This window comes from Acinetobacter sp. NRRL B-65365, from assembly GCF_001605865.1.
In the GTDB taxonomy this organism is placed as follows: Bacteria; Pseudomonadota; Gammaproteobacteria; order Pseudomonadales; family Moraxellaceae; genus Acinetobacter; species Acinetobacter vivianii.
Genome location: NZ_LRPD01000042.1, coordinates 1 through 18,053, shown reverse-complemented (window position 1 = coordinate 18,053; position 18,053 = coordinate 1). Strand labels below are relative to the sequence as shown.

Annotated in this window: 14 protein-coding genes; 6 read left to right on the top strand and 8 right to left on the bottom strand. The window is 38.6% G+C overall.

Translation table 11 applies throughout. The features are described 5' to 3' along the window. Positions 1-241: 241 nt before the first annotated feature. Positions 242-1,531, bottom strand: coding sequence for a class I SAM-dependent methyltransferase (locus AWW72_RS14230; RefSeq protein WP_062847775.1), 1,290 nt, complete (start codon positions 1,529-1,531; stop codon positions 242-244). A gap of 93 nt (positions 1,532-1,624) precedes the next feature. Beyond that, complete coding sequence (locus AWW72_RS14225) at positions 1,625-3,724, bottom strand: TonB-dependent receptor plug domain-containing protein (protein ID WP_062847774.1); 2,100 nt, start codon at positions 3,722-3,724, stop codon at positions 1,625-1,627. Positions 3,725-4,182: 458 nt separating this feature from the next. Between AWW72_RS14225 and AWW72_RS14220 the strand changes: the two genes are divergently transcribed. Continuing rightward, a complete protein-coding gene (locus AWW72_RS14220; protein ID WP_062847773.1) occupies positions 4,183-6,273 on the top strand; it encodes a TonB-dependent siderophore receptor in 2,091 nt (696 codons plus the stop codon). Positions 6,274-6,472: 199 nt separating this feature from the next. Then, positions 6,473-7,813 (top strand): PepSY-associated TM helix domain-containing protein, encoded by a 1,341-nt coding sequence (locus tag AWW72_RS14215; protein ID WP_062847772.1) that lies wholly within the window; start codon positions 6,473-6,475, stop codon positions 7,811-7,813. Between the two features lie 40 nt (positions 7,814-7,853). Here the strand turns inward: AWW72_RS14215 and AWW72_RS14210 are convergent, their stop codons facing one another. The 4 genes from AWW72_RS14210 to AWW72_RS14195 form a co-directional block, all read right to left on the bottom strand. Beyond that, positions 7,854-8,309, bottom strand: a complete 456-nt coding sequence (locus tag AWW72_RS14210) for a copper resistance protein NlpE N-terminal domain-containing protein (RefSeq protein ID WP_005258400.1) — start codon at positions 8,307-8,309, stop codon at positions 7,854-7,856. Between the two features lie 38 nt (positions 8,310-8,347). Next, the gene (locus AWW72_RS14205) at positions 8,348-10,585 is read right to left on the bottom strand and encodes a TonB-dependent receptor (protein ID WP_155858563.1); all 2,238 of its coding nucleotides are present in this window, start codon (positions 10,583-10,585) and stop codon (positions 8,348-8,350) included. 72 nt (positions 10,586-10,657) lie between these two features. Next, positions 10,658-11,170: a DUF2946 domain-containing protein gene (locus AWW72_RS14200; protein WP_249409176.1), complete on the bottom strand. Its 513-nt coding sequence runs from the start codon at positions 11,168-11,170 to the stop codon at positions 10,658-10,660. A gap of 476 nt (positions 11,171-11,646) precedes the next feature. Then, entirely contained in the window at positions 11,647-11,985 is a 339-nt protein-coding gene (locus AWW72_RS14195; RefSeq protein WP_062847770.1) for a hypothetical protein, read from the bottom strand. Between the two features lie 417 nt (positions 11,986-12,402). Here AWW72_RS14195 and AWW72_RS14190 point away from each other — a divergent pair, with 417 nt between their 5' ends. After that, on the top strand, positions 12,403-13,674 hold the full coding sequence (locus AWW72_RS14190) for a tyrosine-type recombinase/integrase (RefSeq protein WP_062847769.1): 1,272 nt from the start codon (positions 12,403-12,405) through the stop codon (positions 13,672-13,674). A 22-nt stretch (positions 13,675-13,696) separates the two neighbouring features. Here AWW72_RS14190 and AWW72_RS14185 read toward each other — a convergent pair whose 3' ends face one another. Further along, positions 13,697-14,590 carry an NAD(P)/FAD-dependent oxidoreductase gene (locus AWW72_RS14185; RefSeq protein WP_062847768.1) on the bottom strand — a complete coding sequence of 298 codons (894 nt, stop codon included), beginning with the start codon at positions 14,588-14,590 and terminating at the stop codon, positions 13,697-13,699. Between the two features lie 307 nt (positions 14,591-14,897). On the opposite strand from AWW72_RS14185, the gene AWW72_RS14180 reads away from it, so the two are divergent. Continuing rightward, positions 14,898-15,545 (top strand): TetR/AcrR family transcriptional regulator, encoded by a 648-nt coding sequence (locus AWW72_RS14180; protein ID WP_062847767.1) that lies wholly within the window; start codon positions 14,898-14,900, stop codon positions 15,543-15,545. Between the two features lie 116 nt (positions 15,546-15,661). Here the strand turns inward: AWW72_RS14180 and AWW72_RS14175 are convergent, their stop codons facing one another. Beyond that, a complete protein-coding gene (locus AWW72_RS14175; RefSeq protein ID WP_062847766.1) occupies positions 15,662-16,297 on the bottom strand; it encodes a TetR/AcrR family transcriptional regulator in 636 nt (211 codons plus the stop codon). 194 nt (positions 16,298-16,491) lie between these two features. On the opposite strand from AWW72_RS14175, the gene AWW72_RS14170 reads away from it, so the two are divergent. Next, positions 16,492-17,577 (top strand): hypothetical protein, encoded by a 1,086-nt coding sequence (locus AWW72_RS14170; RefSeq protein ID WP_062847765.1) that lies wholly within the window; start codon positions 16,492-16,494, stop codon positions 17,575-17,577. Between the two features lie 118 nt (positions 17,578-17,695). Next, positions 17,696-18,053 (top strand): hypothetical protein (locus tag AWW72_RS14165; protein WP_062847764.1); only part of this gene is annotated, 358 nt, incomplete at its 3' end.

Here is an 18,053-nt window from a genome sequence, read left to right as displayed (position 1 = left end):
AAATATAAACCAAGCCCATCCATTTCCCTACATTCTACAATAAGCTTTTTGATTCTCGTTTTAACAGTCACAAATCTTATGAAAAACAGACTAAGTTGATCATCTAATCTACTGTTTTGGTTATTAGAAGATGACTTGTTTCTTGAAATTGCGAAAATTCAGACAAAAAATAAGCCCTTACAATAACAAGAGCCTATTAAATTTATCATAATCGTATCAACAGTAAGAAATCATGATTTGCTTATATTTGAATCGCTGTACCATATTTTGCCAGACATACCCAATTCAACTGTTGATCCGATAGCCATTGATTCATAGACTGCTCAAACTTAGGCTGGATTTCGTTGTGTTGACACGGATGAATATAACCTGCCCACATCAAAACCAATAAAATTTCTATAAGCTGTTTTAAAGATAGATTCTGTTTGAGCAGGCTGGACAACTCAAGCGTTGAAAGCGCCTGTTTATTAAGTAGCTTAAGTATCTTTTCAAATATTTGGATGGCATCTTTTATTCTACCGAGCTTGGCATCCAGACTTAAATCCTTTCCAACTGGAGCCGCAGGTAATAGTCCAAATTTCACCGTTGAATAATAGTTTTCTAACTGTTGTTGATTAAGTTGAGTTCTATTTTTTACATAGATATCTTGTCTCTGCAAGGTATAGCGTGCAATATCCTTAACGGTCTCTTGTAAAGTAATTAAGGGTAAGCTTTTTACCACTTTTTGAACTTCTGGTGGCAAACTGATCTTATCTAAGTTTTCAATAATCCCAGCTCCCCCCATATAAGAAAGTCCCAACTTTCCAAAGCGTTGGATCATATCGGCAGAATGTTGAGGTTGCCAATGTTCTGATAAAAAATCATGGGCAATATAGTTTGGCTTATCTTGGGCAAGTTCAGATAACTCTTGATTCAAACCTGGAATTTTTTCAAATAATCCACTCTTCGCTGCACCAATTTGCCGAACTAAATTCAGGCTTTGTACGGCTTTGGTGGCTGAGTCGCCTTGCAAATTCTTAGACGTTTCCAACATCAACTTCTGGATAGATACCAAAGAAGTGGCACCAGGATGACTCATATAGCTACAGTATAAAACCCCGTCTTTTTTTAAAAATTTATCAACAATTTGCGCAACAATATTCTGGTTTTCAGGTGAGATCCAAGACCAGACCCCATGCGTTATAATAAAGTCAAATGGCTCTATGTCAGCATTTAAAAAGCTTTCAAAATCCGCGTGAATAAATTCAATATTATCAATACTGGTCGTTTCTAAACCTTCTTGTGCAACCATCAAATGCTGTTGGTTAAAATCAACACCAACAAAATGACCCAGAGGATTTGCAGCAGCTGTGAGGTGTAAATGAATTCCCATTGCACAGCCAAGTTCTAGATATCGATATGGTTTTACAAGATCAGGAGCACAAAAGCCTTTTGATTGAACAATCATATTCAGCCACAACGGCATCGTTTGTCTATGTACAAATGTTGGATAAGGTACATCTACAATATAACCGTCTTGCGAAGAACTCATTCAATTTACCTAAGCAGAATAATCTAATAATTCAAAAAATAGATCAGCCCATTACTGAAATAAGCTGATCTGTTTTATGACTCAAATATCGATCTAGAATCGAGTGGTGAAACCTACGTAATATGTCGCTGGTGGAGCATCACCATAGTCGACACTTCCCTTGTTGACTTTGTCACCACCGATATTTTCAACGCCCGCTCTCAAGCTGAGTGAATCACTATAATCAAAATTCACACCCACGGCTCCCGTTGTTGTGGCATTTGAGAAGTATAACTCTTTACCTGCTGAGCCTGATCCTGCAACAAGATCAGCCTCTGTAAATGCTTGTTTACCGAGATATTGTACACGAGCAAATGTATTCAGACGATCAGTAACATCCCAATAAACCGCCAAGTTGGTAGTAAATTCAGGAACTTGAGCCAATGATTGACCTGTTGCTTTATTTTCTGACTCTATCATATAAGTGGCATTACCCGTCACTCGTAGATAATCATTCAATGGGAATTTATAAGTCAGTTCCAATCCACTTGTACGTGCCTTTTCAACATTCGATTGACGTGTATACCAGATACCGTTAATTCGCCCGTAGTAGTTATTTACGATCATATCTTTGTAATCACTGAGGAAGTAGGTAAAATCAACACCATACCCATCTTCTTCGTAACCAAAACCAATTTCATAATTGGTACTGGTTTCTGGATCAAGATCTGGATTACCTAACATGTAGCATGATTGTCCCGATTGCCAACCATAAGGCGCTAAACTGGTACAGCCCATGCCCATTGAACTTGTGCCAGATGAACCTGAACGTTCTTTTAAATTCGGCGCTCTGAAACTACGCGAAACACCACCTTTGACAGTCCAGGCATCTGTTGGATGATAGACCCCGTAAATACGTGGACTAAAGTTAGGATCATAATCATTGCTGCCATCAACACGGCCGCCAAGAGTTAAAATAAAATTATCTTGTAGATGGATTTGGTCTTCAGCAAACAAGGACCAAGAATAATCATCTGGATTCTTATCCGGTGTCTGGATATTGCCATTTTCATCAGGAACCAATTGATTCCCGATGTTTGATGCATTAGAGACTTGTTCATATTTTCCTTGTGCACCAAGGGTCAGATCATTTTTACGGCCCCAAAGATCTAAAGGTTTATTGGCTTTTAGATCCAGAACTGTTTCACTACTTTTAGAACCGCCGTCTACAGCAAATGCAGGTGTCTTATTTTCATATTGATTATAGTAAAGGTCTGCATTTGTGACTAAACCATCAGCAAAACGCCCTTCATGACCAATACCAACATTGTAGTGCTCCATTTTGTCAGCACCAAAATGTTCTGTACCTAATTCAGCTTGCTCAGCCTCACTCAACTGTGGATTCTTCTCAACGCCGTAACCTAGATCAAAATTAAAATCCTGGTTATCAGAAATTTTCCAGTTTAAACGACTCGAGATATTTTGCTCTTGATTCTCGCCAGTACCATTCTGAATACCTTCATCGGCATTTCTTTTTTTGATGTTGCCGCCAAGTCTAAAACCTAAATTATCCGTAATTGGCCCTGCAATGTTTGCAGCTACATTAATGGTATCACCTCGATAGCTACCATCAGGCTGGCTATAATCAGTTCTTAATGAACCCGTAAGCTTATTGGGAATTTTCTTGGTAATAATATTGATCACGCCACCCGCAGCTTCAGAGCCGTAAAGTGTTGACATTGAACCTCGTACCACCTCAATTCGCTCAATCACTTCTGGAGAAATCCAGTCAATATCTTGCGAAATTGTATCAGGACGATGACCTAGCAAGGATGAGTTACCAACTCGCTTACCGTCGACTAGGATTAAAGTATATTTGTCAGGAGCACCACGAAATGCAATTTTTGAACCTGGCCCAACATTTGAATAGCCACCCACTGCCCCTGGTAATTCACCGAGTAAGTTCGCAATACTAGAAACAGGACGTTTTGCTATTTCTTCAGCGGTAATTACACTAATTGAAGCTGGAGCATCTTTAACATTAACGCCAGATCCACTCGCAGTCACAACAATCGTTTCTAATTTAACAGTTTCATCTGATTTATCGAGTGGTTTACTCTCTTCATTTGTCATTTCGGCAGCATGGGCAAAGGCCATCATACTACTTAGGACTGAAACTGCGAGTAGAGATTGTCGAGCTATGTGTTTGGCCATTTTCCCACCTAAAATCAGACTAATATTAAAATTTGCTTAAAAATGCACGTGAATTTTAACAAAAGTTAAATAAAACACAATCAAAATGATAATTATTATTGTTTATATGGTTTATTCAATCTTTTGCTTTGAAATTTTACAGCTTATGGGTAATACGATTTGAGTTACTCTCTCTTACCGCTTTCATAGATGTCATTATCAGAATTTTTACACTTGACGCTATGTAGAGGAAGCCCTCACATATCTAGCAAAAGCCACATAAAGATATATGTACGATGGCTTTGTGTTCTACAATTTCCTCTTTACATCAATCTGAACTTTAATTCTTTTCAAATTCAGGATGGAAAGTAGCAATCAAAACTAATCACTTCCAATCTTCTGAAATATTTAAGAAATAAAATGCAAAAGACAATTTAATGCAATAATATAACATTACATTTGATTTGTATGTGCTTACTATGCTTTCCAAATTTTATCTAATCTCTTCATGTTCATTACTGTCAAACTTTGTTTGGGCACAAACATCTGATTCGACGACATCCCTTCCAACAATCGTCATACAAGCACAAAAAACAGATCAAGATGTCTTAACAACATCTGCATCGACGAAATTTACGCATGATGTACTTGATACCCCCTCTAGTCGTAGCTTTCTTTCTCAGGAAGTTTTAAAACAGCAAGATGTACAACGTATAGATGACGCTTTAAATCAAGTCAGTGGCGTGTTCAGTCAAACCAATTATGGTGGCGGCTTCTGGGATAATTTTTCATTTCGTGGATTTAGTACTGACCCGAATATCGGACCGCAAATTATTCGAAATGGATTAAGTGTAAATCGGGGTCTCAGTGCGTCTCGGGATATGGTCAATATTGAATCTTTAGAGTTTCTCAAAGGCCCAATGGCTGCACTATATGGACGAGGAGAAACGGGTGGTTTACTCAATATCAATACGAAAAAGCCAGCATGGGAATCATCTAGTGAAATCAATTTACGAGCGAATAGTCTAGAAAAATATCGTGCTAGCTTTGAGCATACCGCCCCCATTAATGACCAATTAGCATATCGTTTTGCTATTGCACATGAAGATAATCAGAGTTTTCGGGACTATGTGAGTAATTCACGCTGGTTTTTTTCTCCGCAATTAAGCTGGAAGTTATCCGATCGAACTCAATTAGACTTAGACACAGAATTCACTCGTGTAGAAGGATTATTTGATCGTGGTATTAGTGCTTATCAGAAGCAAATTGTGATGAATCCAAAAACCTATACAGGTGAACCAAGCGATGGAGATCATTTACAAACTGATAATTTTTATCAAATTCGGCTCACGCATGAGCTAAATGACGATTGGAAGGTCAAAAGTGCTGTGAGTGTGAAAGATAGTTTGTTAAAAGGTTTTTCTAGTGAACCTCGTCGTATACAAAGCGATGGTCGTACTTTAGAGCGGCAGCGACGTTATCGGGATAATAAAAGTGATGATGTGTTATTCCAAACAGAAATGTTAGGCACGATCCAGCAAGACTGGGCAAAACATGAAATATTGTTAAGCGCAGAAACAGGACAAATGAAATATCGCCAATTGCAGCTACGGCGTAATCACAGTTCAGATATACCCAACACCATTGATATTTACCAACCTGTATATGGAAAATATTTACCAGACCTTCCCCTATTTATTGACACTGAGGATCGACAAAAATACTTCGCCTTCAATGTCCAAGATCAGATATTTTTAAATGATCAATGGAGTGTTTTACTTGGTCTACGCTTTGATCATGTCACACAAGAATTTGTGAATAAGATTGCCACGACCTCAAATCAAAAAGACTTACAACAAACCAGTCCACGTTTTGGTTTGAACTATCGTTTGAGTGATGCGTGGTCAGTCTATGCCAATTACAGCCAATCATTTGCAATTAATAGTGGCATGGATCGCAATAATCAAACCTTTGACCCAGAAAAAGGTCAAAGTTATGAGATCGGCAGTAAATACCAACTCAACCCACAAAGTCTGCTCAGTATTGCATTATTTAAAATGGATAAGGAAAATGTGCTCACAACAGACCCAATAGATAACAACTTCCAGATAACCGCTGGACAAGTCTCTAGCCAAGGGATAGAGCTAGATGTCGAAACACAACTGAATGACCAGTTATCACTTCGCGCCAATTATAGTTACACAGATGCTCAGATTGAGAAAGATCAAACACTTGCTAAGGGTTCACGCCTAAGCAACGTTCCTAAACATAGCGGTTCAATCAGTACAAACTATGAATGGATGCTATCTAACAACTCAAATGTAGGCGTTGGGGCAACAGCTGTTTATGTTGGGAAACGTAGCGGTCATAGCACTGATAACGGATTCAATCTTCCTGAATATACATTAATTAATTTAAATGCTTACTATGCGCCAAGTGAACAAATACGTTATCAGTTCAACCTGAATAACCTTCTGGACAAAACCTATTACACGGCGAGTTATAGTGAGATGTGGATACAGCCTGGTGAACCATTGAATGCATCATTGGCAGTGCAATGGAAATTTTAAAATGTTTGAATGAATGCGTTAAGGCTAGCTAAGCTGATACAGCCTTAACCATTAGACTTATGAAAGTGTAAACATATTGTCAGCATCGAATATAATCGCCAACCTTATAATACGCATTAACATTACCCTGTCGTGCTATATGGTCTAAACAGTTATAATTTCATCACCCCCAATAGCTCATCATTAACTTCTGATTGCCATGCCTCAACAACCTTCTTATTGGCGAAATCTATTCCGCTTAGTCCATATATATGCAGGGATATTTGTTGCGCCATTTATTTTTATTGCCGCATTTACTGGCTTCCTGTATGTGAGCAGTCCGCAATTAGAGCAATATATTTATAAGGAGCAGTTGTATGTACACAGTGAAAATCGCCCTCAACAACAACTGAGTCTGCAAGTCCTTGCAGCTCAATCTGTAATGGCAGAATCAGCAAGAATTACTGAGCTACGTCCAGCACCTACATCGGATCAAACCACTCGAGTTATTTATTCTGATCCAGAAAATAAACTGAATAACCAAGCAGTTTTTGTGAATCCGTATACATTAGAGGTTATGGGGCAACTACCTGTTTATGGTACGAGCGGTGTACTCCCCTTAAGAACGCTAATCGATCAACTCCACAGCAATTTACTACTGGGTGACATTGGAAGACTCTATAGTGAGCTTGCAGCAAGTTGGTTAGCCATTCTCAGTCTGTCAGGACTTTATCATTGGTATATGCGTAGAAAACATTTTAATCAGAGCAAGACCATCCGCAATAAAGTTTTAAAATGGCATAGCACAATTGGAATAGTCTTGCTCCCATTATTACTCATTGTTGCGATTACAGGACTAACTTGGTCTAAATGGACAGGAGAAAATATCCGCATACTTCGCCAAGCCTTGAATTGGCAAACACCAGCTCTCGTTAGCTCTCTTTCGGGTACGCATTCGATTGATAGTCATGCACATCATCATAGCGATATGGGTCAAATGAACCATCAGCCACTTATAAAAGCAGAAGATTTTGATCAAGTGCTACAGGTTGCCAGACAAAATGGTATTCGCAGTGCTGAACTTCAAATAAAACCACCGACAACGATAAATACAGCATGGACAGTTTCTGAAATACGTCGTCGTTGGCCTACAGAAGCAGATAGTATCGCTATTGATCTTAGAAATAATAAGGTTATTGATCATTTACACTTTAAAGATTTTCCAATCGCGGCAAAACTCACACGCTGGGGTGTTGATGCGCATATTGGTGTTTTATTTGGTTGGGTCAATCAATTGATCTTAATGATCTATGCACTTGCTCTATGCTTTCTGATTCTTTTGGCTTTCTGGCTGTGGAGCCGTACATTTAATTTAAAACAGACAACCTCCAATTTCGTAAATCAGAGCTTACAACTTTGGGGAGCCGGCAACATAAAACAGAGACTTTTTCTTCTTCTGTCTCTGGTTATTCTTCTAATTTGTTTGCCAACCTTAGCAATCAGCATAGCCGTGGCTATTGCTTTCATCATGCTTAAACAGTATCAATGCAGATTGTTATAATTGGTTGGCTAGGCACTAAAAATAGTGCCTAGCAACTCTATTAGGCAATTTTATCCAGTTGGAAATCTTCAAATAGCTGATAAGGTAATCCCGTCTTAGTCTCTAAAACTTCAACATAACCATGACCTAAAATTAGCTGATTTCGCTCTTTCACACTTTGTAATTGGATTTTTACTTTCCCATTATCTAAGAAACTAAAATTTCCGGCATACAGCTCATGTTTATTATGATCACTATTACTTGTCCGCTCTAACCGAAAAGTCTGATCTGCATAAATTTTTAAATCTACATTCATACCGTCACAGCCTTCACAAAATGCCGAACATCCCGCACATGGAAGTGCGCCTTCATAATGCCCAACCCATTTTTGTAGTTGGGCATCAAAATTTCTTTTAACTTCCGAATTTGCTTTCTCATCCTTCACCGCCTGATCATGCTGACCACAGCCCATCATTACACTGGCGAAAATGAAAGAACTCAATAATCTTTTCTTCATCACTGTTCAACTTAATCTGTTTAATTTCACTCAAAAAATCAGAAAGACCAATCAAAGCGCAGGGTCGCTTTCAATGGTTCGTCAGGCTGTACCCAGAAATTTGTATAGCTCGCAACGTAATAATCCTTATCGAAAAGATTATCGATATTGAGTTGGGCTCGCAGATCAGGACGGATCTGTAAATAGCCACCAATATTCACTACCGTAAATTCAGGTAAAGTTGTTCCATTATCAATATAGTTCGCGCTACGTTGTCCGTAATAGTTAATGTTTCCAACTAATCCAGCCTTACGTCCAAAAACATTCATTTGATAATCAGCACTAAGATTTGCAGTATGTTTAGGAATATTTTTAAGTCGGGAGCCAGTTTCATCTACTTCACTTTCAATGACAGAAGCATCCGTATAGGTATAATTTGCATTCACCCGCAGGTTATCATTAAATTGATGTTGCAGTTCAAGCTCAATGCCTTTGCTTTGCACATGACCATTATCAACATAACTATCTGTAATACCTTCGGTGAGCAAATGGCGCTTATCTAAATCAAAAAAAGTTAATCCAAACCAACTCTGCGGTTGAAATTGATATTTTGTCCCAACTTCCCAGCTCGTTGTCTTTTCAGGTTCATAGAGGTCATTATCTTTATTCAACCCCGTGTTTAGTTCAAAGCCCTTCCCCCAGTTACTGTAAAAAGACAGCTTTTCTGTCGCTTTAAAATTAATAGCAGCTCTTGGTGTAAATGGCATAAATAGCTGTTGAGATGATTTTCCTGTTTGATGGTTTTCAATTCGCTGCTCTAAACGATTAAAACGACCTCCCAATAATATATTCCACTGATCATTCAAGAAAATCTGATCCTGAATGTTCAGTCCCAGCATATCCTGAGTTTCCGTAGTGTCTTTAGTGATTCGGGTCAAAGGCAAAAGATTTTCACCGTAAATCGGATCATAAATATCTATTGGGCTGTTAGTGCCGACAGCATTCCGAAGCTGAGTCTGATCAATCGTATAATGCCCAGCTTCCACATTGGTTACCAATTCATGTTGAAGCGAGCCACTACTAAACTTGCCTCGTAAAATTGACTGAAAATGTGTTGTTTCCGTCTCAAATTGACGAGCTCGACGGAAACGATTTGCGGTTCTGCCATCTTCTGCAATTGAACCAATCTCAGTTGATGTACCTTCACGCTGCCCATGATTGTAGGTAATTGCAGTCGTATTATTCCAATTATCGTCAAACTCATGATTCAAACGTAACTGGTACATCTGATCTTTAATTTTAATATCACCATCACTTGGTTCTCCCAAGAACGTTTTTTTATTTACCGCAACCTTGTCATCAACCATTGGAATACCACGATCAAAAACACCTTGGTATTCAGTAAACTCCGTATCAAGATTCAATTGAGTTTGTTCTGAAATTTTCCAAGCCAATTGTGGTGCAAGATAATAGTGCTGGTTATCTACATGATCTCTATAACTCTTATTATTTTCATAAGCTGCACCTAATCGATAGGCTAGATCATCACTGATTGCATTGGTTGTATCAAACGCGAACCTATATTCATCTAAAGTACTGCCACTTAAACTTAAAGTACTTTTAGACTGCCATTCAGGTTGTTTAGTAGTGATATTCATAATACCGCCAATTGCGCCCTGCCCATACATCGCAGCCATTGGCCCTTTTAAGAAATCAATTGCTTGAATACTTATCATGTCTCGTGGAGTATGGATCCCACTCACCGAACTTAAACCATTACGCATATAGATCGTTCCCATATTTGGGTCAGTACTAAATCCTCGAAATGAATAATTATCCCAAAAACCACCACCGTAACTGTCTTGGTAGACCACGCCATTTACAAATGCCAAGGCATCACTAATACGTTGAACATTATGGTTTTGAATATCCTCTCCCGACACATGAGACTTGGTAAAAGGTACTTCTAATAAGTCGTGATTAAATTGTGTGATCGCCTGCGAGGAAGTATGCCTCTCATCCTGTTTCTCAGCCGTAACCGTTATGGTGGGTAACAACTCTACTTTAGGATTTACACTCAACTCATTTTCTGCTGCAACAATGTTTGTTGAAAATTGAGGGGCTTGTTGTAAATCATCTGCAGCAAACGCAGTTGAACCAGATACTCCATAGACTAATAACGTAATACTCAAATGATAAGCAAAGCTAGCATTTATAAATTTTATCTGTGGTACGACATAATTTGAGACAATAAAACTGTTCCCATTTAAGAATGGGTTTAACTCGAATTGAGACATTTCAATTCCTTTAAAGCATAAATTTCCGCTAAGACATTGCAGGAATGTCCATAAATATAAAAACTTTGGAAATTAGGCAAATAAAGGAGGCGCTCTACCCTGTGGAAGTAGATATAAACGCTGTAAAGCAAAATAAATATGCTGAAAATGATATTCAAATGCCAACATCCGCACAAAAAGGCGGTCAAGTACCTGATCAAGATTAAAGTCCAGACCTGTAGTTAAATTAGCAAAGACCATACAGTATGGACATTCATGTCCAGCTTCATGCTGGTGGGTGCTTTGAACAGTCTGAACTTTTTGATCTTCATTCATCATATGGTGCTGATGAGAGTGATCAGATAAATGATGGGAACTATGTTGTTGAGCAGCAATTATGGTATTGGAAAAAGCATCAGAAATGGTGACACAGACCAGCGCAATACGATATTGTTCTGGTAAAAGTGGTTGTATAAATACAACGGATTGCAGGAACATTGCCATGAGGGCAAAGACTAGAGCAACTCTCAAAATAGGCTTTTCAATATTGAAACGGTGGCAATTTAACACAGCCCGCGCAATGTGAGCAATTGTTAATATCTTCATTGGATTTAGGATTTAGCCCTACTCATAACATAATGTGAGACGATCGCCATCGTGAGTCATCTAAAGTGACACAGAATCTTCCTTACGGTTCATATAAGCTATTGAATCATTCCGACTATGTTTTAAAACATATCAAACCGCTTTTCTATAAACGGACACGAGCTCAATCTCATGGATAAGTGACTTCAGGTTGAGAGTAGAATTTCAATCTGACCATTAGCTTTTTCTCTTTATTCTTTTCTAGTCCTATCCCATGTAATTCAATTCAAGTTTTTATATAGGTTAAGTTGAAGTATAAATTTCAGATAAAAATAATCCTATGTAATAACAAATATTTAGCTAGACATTTATTGGAAGCGGTGACACTCAAATTAAAGAAATAAACTGTTGATTAAAAGTCTTAAAATTGTATGACTTTATTTTACTAAAAGACATTAACCTATTATTTTTAGAGCACTAGGTATTTGATAACCCCATCAACGTAATTTCATATTTGCTTCTGATAAATAGGCCTTCTTGGTGGTCTTATTCCACAAACAAAGCTCTTGGCCCGTTTTATTTTTCATGTGCGCTTGCGGATATTGACCTTGAATCAGAAGTGCTGAATATCCAGCGCGATCATCAAACAACATAACATTACTCGCTGGCTTGGCATTTTTAAGCTGGCTGACTTTTATACAAGCCGATTTGATATCCTGATCATGCTTTTTCCAAGCCTGCTCCGAACTGGCGAACGTCACACTTGTAATGACAGAGCTTGCTACAAAACCCAAAACAGAAAGATATTTTAAAAAGCGGCGGTTTCTTATTGCCATGATCATTGTCCTGTAAAGTCGAATGCCTTGATCTATACTGAAACAATCTTATGGGAGAATCTAGCAATTTATACATGTTGTAACAGCACATCTTCAGGATTAAACATATCTCTGAACATCGATTTGAACACGAAATGGAACTCATTTTTTTGTTATGCCAAGGTTATGAGATATTTGAAAAGAATCACATTGAAGGATTTTTGCAGACAAAAAAAATAAGCCCTTGTAGAAACAAGGGCTTATTTAGATATTTGGCGGAAGCGGTGTCCGTATAACAAGTGTCTCATACCGTCCAACCCACTCTTATAAAAATATACTTTTCAGTACCTTAAGATATTATCAGTCTAACCACGTCTTGTCTAATCCAACCATTTCTAGTATTTTAAGAGGGGTAGGTTGTGGGGTAAATCAAAGATCATGCCAAAGAAAGCTAAAGAGCTATCTGCTCTCAGTGTAGCAAAAATCAAAGAGACTGGACGACATTCTGTAGGGGGTGTTGACGGTCTTTGCTTAAATGTCGAAGGTAATTCTCGTGTATGGATTTTGCGTGCTGTGGTTGGTAAACGTCTTGATAGGGATGGAAAGTTAAAACCTCATCGCCGTGATATCGGCATTGGCCCCTATCCTGAAGTTTCCTTAGCTGAAGCTCGCGCTAAAGCAACTGAATTAAGATTACAAATACGAAGTGGCATTGATCCAATTGCCCATAAACAAGAACAACTTGAAAAGCTATGTATCCAGCAGTTAAGAAACAAAACATTCCGTGAATGTGCCAAAGTTGTGATTGCCAATAAAACCCGTGAACTCAAAAATGACAAGCATATTGGGCAGTGGTCATCAACACTAGAAACTTATATCTATCCAACGTTAGGTGATATTAGTATTGGCACGATTACCAAAGTCGATATTGCTGAAGTGCTTAAACCCATCTGGATTGAAAAGAATGAAACAGCTAAACGTATTCGAGGTCGTATAGAAACTATTTTTGATTATGCTAAAGCTATGGGATATTTTGAAGGAGACAATCCAGCCGTTTGGAAAGGTAACCTTGAGCCCATCTTAGGTAACTTAAAACAGGAATCACGCCCTCACCCATCCTTACCTTATGAACAAGTTGCTGAGTTTATTCAGCACTTGAGACAGAAAAAAGGGATTTCGCCTAAGGCTCTGGAATTTGCAATTCTAACTGCCTGCCGCTCTGGTGAGATTTTTGGGGCTAAGTGGCAGGAAATTGATTTTAAGAATAAAATTTGGATTATTCCTAAAGAACGGATGAAAGCAGATAAAGAACATCGTGTGCCTTTGTCTCAAGAAGCCCTTAGTTTCCTCAAGACCATTCAAGAATATACTCAGCCACACGATTTTATCTTCCCAGCACCACGTACTGGTGAGATGCTATCGGATATGTCATTGACAACATTGATCAAACGTATGCACCAACAGAAGCTAAAAGAAAATGGCTTAGGCTATATTGACCCTAAACAAAACCGAGTGATTACAACACATGGTTTTCGTTCTACTTTCCGTGATTGGTCAGCAGACAAAACAGATTATCCACGTGAGGTCTGTGAGCATGTACTTGCGCATAAATTACCAGATGAGGTAGAAGCTGCCTACCTACGTGGAGCTTATCTAGAAAAACGTAAAGGTCTAATGGCTGATTGGGCTAAATTCTGTAGTACGCTCTGATATGAGAAAAGAACCCGTGTTTTCAAACCAACATCGACTGCTGAGCAGAGATACCCGCGATTGTGCCTTGTGATGATGCTGTGGTAACTGAGGCCATAAGTGGATTAGCGAGATCACCAGCGGCATAGATACCAGGCATACTGGTTTCACGACGTTCATCAACTTTAAGAGCTATACCGAAAGGTGTATTGATCGTGGCAAGACCCAATGATTCATGTAAGCCTGCGGACGGCTTAGTGTCTGGATGTGCGAATAGAATATCAACCATGATATTTTGATGGTTATCAAGACCTACAGTTACTGTGCGCCCTTCGTTGTGGGCAATTTCGGTAATCTGACCTTCTACAACATTTACATTACGTCGTTCGAGATCTGCGAGAACATCAGCAGAAATCTCGTGACCATTGGTGAAGACTGTTAATGTACTCGTCCAATCATGATATAGACGTACATAATTGTGGGACTTTGGACCAGACCAGACGAGTCCCCAATGTTGTTCAGCAACTTCAAAACCATCGCAATAAGGGCAAGGCACAATAGATGCACCCCAATTTTCAGCGAAACCAGAAATATTAGGCATCTGATCGACCACACCATAGCTTAAGATAAGGCGGCGTGCGCCCATAGTTTTGCCATCGCTAGTCAGAACAGAAAAGTTATCGATAGAACCAGAGATGCTTTCGGCCCGAGCATTGACTAACTGAATCGTTGGATAGCGTTCTAACTGCCGACGTGCTTCAGCTAAGATTTCTAGCGGTGGTTTATGGTCATGTCCAAGCAGTCCATGAGAATGACCAGCGAAGCGATTGCGCGGTAGCCCCGTGTCAAGAACAGTGACCTTACGACGGGCACGGCCCAGTTGCAGTGCAGCAGCAAGACCAGCAAAGCTGCCTCCTATAATAATGACGTCATCCATAGTGATAGGCTCCTAATTTAAATCAAGAAGTTAGATGATGCTTGAAGTTCAATACCCTGCTCAGATATCTTGAAGTTCAATACCCTGCTCAGATATTTAGTTGTAACAGGCAATTAATACCCTTCGATATTGCAGAGAAAGTCACCCATCACTGTGCTGCCCCCATCGAACACTATGGCGTTAGATATGCAGGAGGAGATCTAGGTCTAAAAGACATCGCTGAGATCTAATCACTGGCTTGCACATTTTGGATACTTCATGGTATCGTAATTCAGTAATTAAGATACTGTCAAGGACTATAATTATTGTGAGCGAAAAAAAAAGAAGTCAACGCGGTCGGCCAGTCAATCAAGCATTAGCTCAAACGATAGTGGATGCTGCGTATGAACTTTTTGTCGAATTGGGTTTTCAAGCAGCAACATTGGACAAAGTTGCCCAGAAAGCAAAGATATCGAAGCTTAGTATCTATCGACATTTCGAAAATAAAGAGGCCCTTTTCAGCGCAGCAATATTAGATCGGTGCCAACAGTTTGCACCACAAACTCTTTTTGAAGGGCTCCAAGGTTCGGCCGAAGAACAACTCATGGCGGTGGGATCATCTCTACTGCGTACGTTATTAAGCCCAGACGTTCGTAGTGTCGAGGCTATGATCGTAGCCGATAAGACAAACCAAAAGTCGTTAAGCAAGCTCCATTACGAAGCTGGCCCTACCCACGTTATAGACCAAATCGAAACCCTACTACTTCAATTGCATACAAAAGGAACTTTGAACGTACCTGATCCTTTTCAATCGGCTCGAATGTTTGCCGCACTTTTTAAAGGGTGTGATCTATTAATGATTGCGCATTTTGATGAAGCACGAGCAACGGACAATCATGAAATCGAAACCTATTGTCGAGCGGTTGTTAAAATGTTCATCGCGGCTCATGGTGGCAATGACCACGCTGCTGGATAAGCTTAGCCTGAAATTGTTAGTAATTAGTTGAAAGCTCAAATTAATTGTTTTAAATATTAATAAAAACCAGCCTAGTAATATCTAGACTGGTTTTTCATCCTCACACATAAAATAAATTAAGAGTTTTTTTCTGCCGAAGAAGCAAGTAAACCTGTAGCATAATTCATAATTAATAAAACTAAATTATTGGCTTTTTCTTCAGATTCAGCTAGGCGCCCTTCCAGTAAAAGATGAGATAGGCCATGCACAAGGCTGCAACATAACATCGCTAATACTTCCACTTGAGTAACATCTTCATTCACACCCAAAATTGAAGCTGTTAAGCTTTGCAATCGAGCATATGTACTATCTGCAGCCTCTTTTAACTCAGGTATTTCATTTTTTTGTAAGTCCGGATTAAACATTAAAGCAAAGAGGTTCCGATGATTTTTTGCAAAATCTATATATGTTAAACCAAATATTTTTAATGCCTGAATTTGAGTATCAGCCTTTTGTATAGCCTGATTTTGTTCTTCTTGTAAAAGTTGGAATCCTTTTGCTGCTAATGCGGCCAAAAAACTGTCTTTACTTTCGAAATGTCGATATACCGCGTTAGCACTTACGCCAATTTGCCTTGCCATTTCTCTAAAACTGAGGCTTTCTGCATCATTATTTTCTAAATGAACTAATCCTGCATTTAATAATTCTTCACGTACATTTCCATGATGATAATTTGCTTTTTGACTTAAATTTTCAGATTGCTTCAAAGGCATGTTGACACCGCGCACATAACACCAGCATAATGTGTACACTGAACACATTATGTCTCCATTGTTGTTTAAGTCTTATAAAAGACCAAATCATAATTCTCGTTCAGTAGAGCTGCTTAATACACATATTGCTTAGTGAAGAATTTCAAGAAAAACACTAAGCCTATGAAAAATAATCTTTAAGCCAAGGAACTGGTATGAACAATCTTAGAAGTATAAAACAGGCTATCTTATTTACAATACCATTAATGTTGGTCAGTTCTCTTGTAAATGCCGAACTCCATGTCTTAAATGATAAAAGTTTAGCTAGTGTAACTGGCCAAGCATTATTTAATCTCACCAATATTGCAGCTAATGAAAATGGCAACCCAAATACAGATGTAGGTTTTTATCGTCTCGGAATGGAAGCACAAATAGAGCTAAATGCAAATATTAAACGTTTACAGTTAGGTTGTGGTGGAGTTAAAGGAGTGGGTTGTGACATTGATATTGAAGATATTAGCTTAGCAGGTGTCCTTCCCGTAAATGGTAGCTATGCAGGATCAGATGCCGTCATTACTAATCCTTTTATCGAGTTTGCTATAAAATCGCCCAACAATGCTTCTACTCGAGAAATTGTTGGCTTTCGCCTTGGGGCATTAGGCATATTAGGTAAACTTGGATTGGGATCAAATACAGATTTAACAACATTAGATGATGACACAGGAGGAATTAACTCTTTATCTGGTGATTTGAATTTAACGCTTACGAATACTGTTCTGAAGAATGTAGTGATTGAAAATGGATTGATCTATACAGAAGCACACATTAATGATTATAACAAACTGCTTATTCTTAACCGCTCTACAACTGCAACGTTGGATAATGTAGTCGCCAAAACTGGTCCACTAAGTGTGTTAGGTATCTTAGATCTACCTTTAGGTTTAACTCTAAGTAATGCCACATTAAAAGATTATCCTCTATCTGGTTTCCATGAAATTTTACTCGCCCAAGATGCAGCTGGAACAATTCCTACTAGTGACACTTCACTATCCTTACAAAAGCAAGCTATCCAATGGCAAAAAATCAGTTCGGGTAGCTTCGAAAATACTGTAGCTGCTCAACCTGGATGGTGGCTTTCCTTACCGAAAGTTATTCTCACTGATATCGAAACACAACAGCGGATTGATGTTGGACTTGGGGAGGCACTCGGAGGATTAGTTGGTCGTGAGTTAATTATTAATCCTCTTGACTCTGGACAAATAGGCATTAAAAACTGCTATGGGAGCTTAAAGTTTTGCTAAGTAAAAATTGCATACAAGCATTTATATGACGATTAAATTAGAAAAACTTATCGTTTTTATATCATTATTAGCAGGGCTGAATACAACCCAAGCTACCACAGTCTATAGGTCAATAAATATGTGCTCAGCTTCAGTCCAACATATACCTGATAATATCCAGAGTTCTATCTCTAAACTTAAAGTAGGCTCAATAGAGTCAAATAGTTCAAATCTCGCCTTTATTATTGCTTCCGCAATTACTGCAAAACACAATCAACAAATAGATGTAGACCGTATTGCTATTTATTTACAAACGATTAAAAGTTCTAAAGATTTTTATTATTCCTTACTTGATATCAAGAAAACTTTCGAGAATTTCAATATATCTGTTGAGGCAAAAAAAAATGCATCACCGTTTGACTTGTTAAATTTAAGTAATGAAATACTGATTGGTATTGATCAACAAGATCAGTTTTTTGCATTAGTTGGTTCATCGC

Excerpts from the sequence above, each read along its gene's own strand:
- AWW72_RS14230 (WP_062847775.1), bottom strand. The coding sequence starts at position 1,531 with ATGAGTTCTTCGCAAGACGGTTATATTGTAGATGTACCTTATCCAACA.
- AWW72_RS14225 (WP_062847774.1), bottom strand. The coding sequence starts at position 3,724 with ATGGCCAAACACATAGCTCGACAATCTCTACTCGCAGTTTCAGTCCTA.
- AWW72_RS14220 (WP_062847773.1), top strand. The coding sequence starts at position 4,183 with ATGCTTTCCAAATTTTATCTAATCTCTTCATGTTCATTACTGTCAAAC.
- AWW72_RS14215 (WP_062847772.1), top strand. The coding sequence starts at position 6,473 with ATGCCTCAACAACCTTCTTATTGGCGAAATCTATTCCGCTTAGTCCAT.
- AWW72_RS14210 (WP_005258400.1), bottom strand. The coding sequence starts at position 8,309 with ATGAAGAAAAGATTATTGAGTTCTTTCATTTTCGCCAGTGTAATGATG.
- AWW72_RS14205 (WP_155858563.1), bottom strand. The coding sequence starts at position 10,585 with ATGTCTCAATTCGAGTTAAACCCATTCTTAAATGGGAACAGTTTTATT.
- AWW72_RS14200 (WP_249409176.1), bottom strand. The coding sequence starts at position 11,170 with ATGAAGATATTAACAATTGCTCACATTGCGCGGGCTGTGTTAAATTGC.
- AWW72_RS14195 (WP_062847770.1), bottom strand. The coding sequence starts at position 11,985 with ATGGCAATAAGAAACCGCCGCTTTTTAAAATATCTTTCTGTTTTGGGT.
- AWW72_RS14190 (WP_062847769.1), top strand. The coding sequence starts at position 12,403 with ATGCCAAAGAAAGCTAAAGAGCTATCTGCTCTCAGTGTAGCAAAAATC.
- AWW72_RS14185 (WP_062847768.1), bottom strand. The coding sequence starts at position 14,590 with ATGGATGACGTCATTATTATAGGAGGCAGCTTTGCTGGTCTTGCTGCT.
- AWW72_RS14175 (WP_062847766.1), bottom strand. The coding sequence starts at position 16,297 with ATGCCTTTGAAGCAATCTGAAAATTTAAGTCAAAAAGCAAATTATCAT.
- AWW72_RS14170 (WP_062847765.1), top strand. The coding sequence starts at position 16,492 with ATGAACAATCTTAGAAGTATAAAACAGGCTATCTTATTTACAATACCA.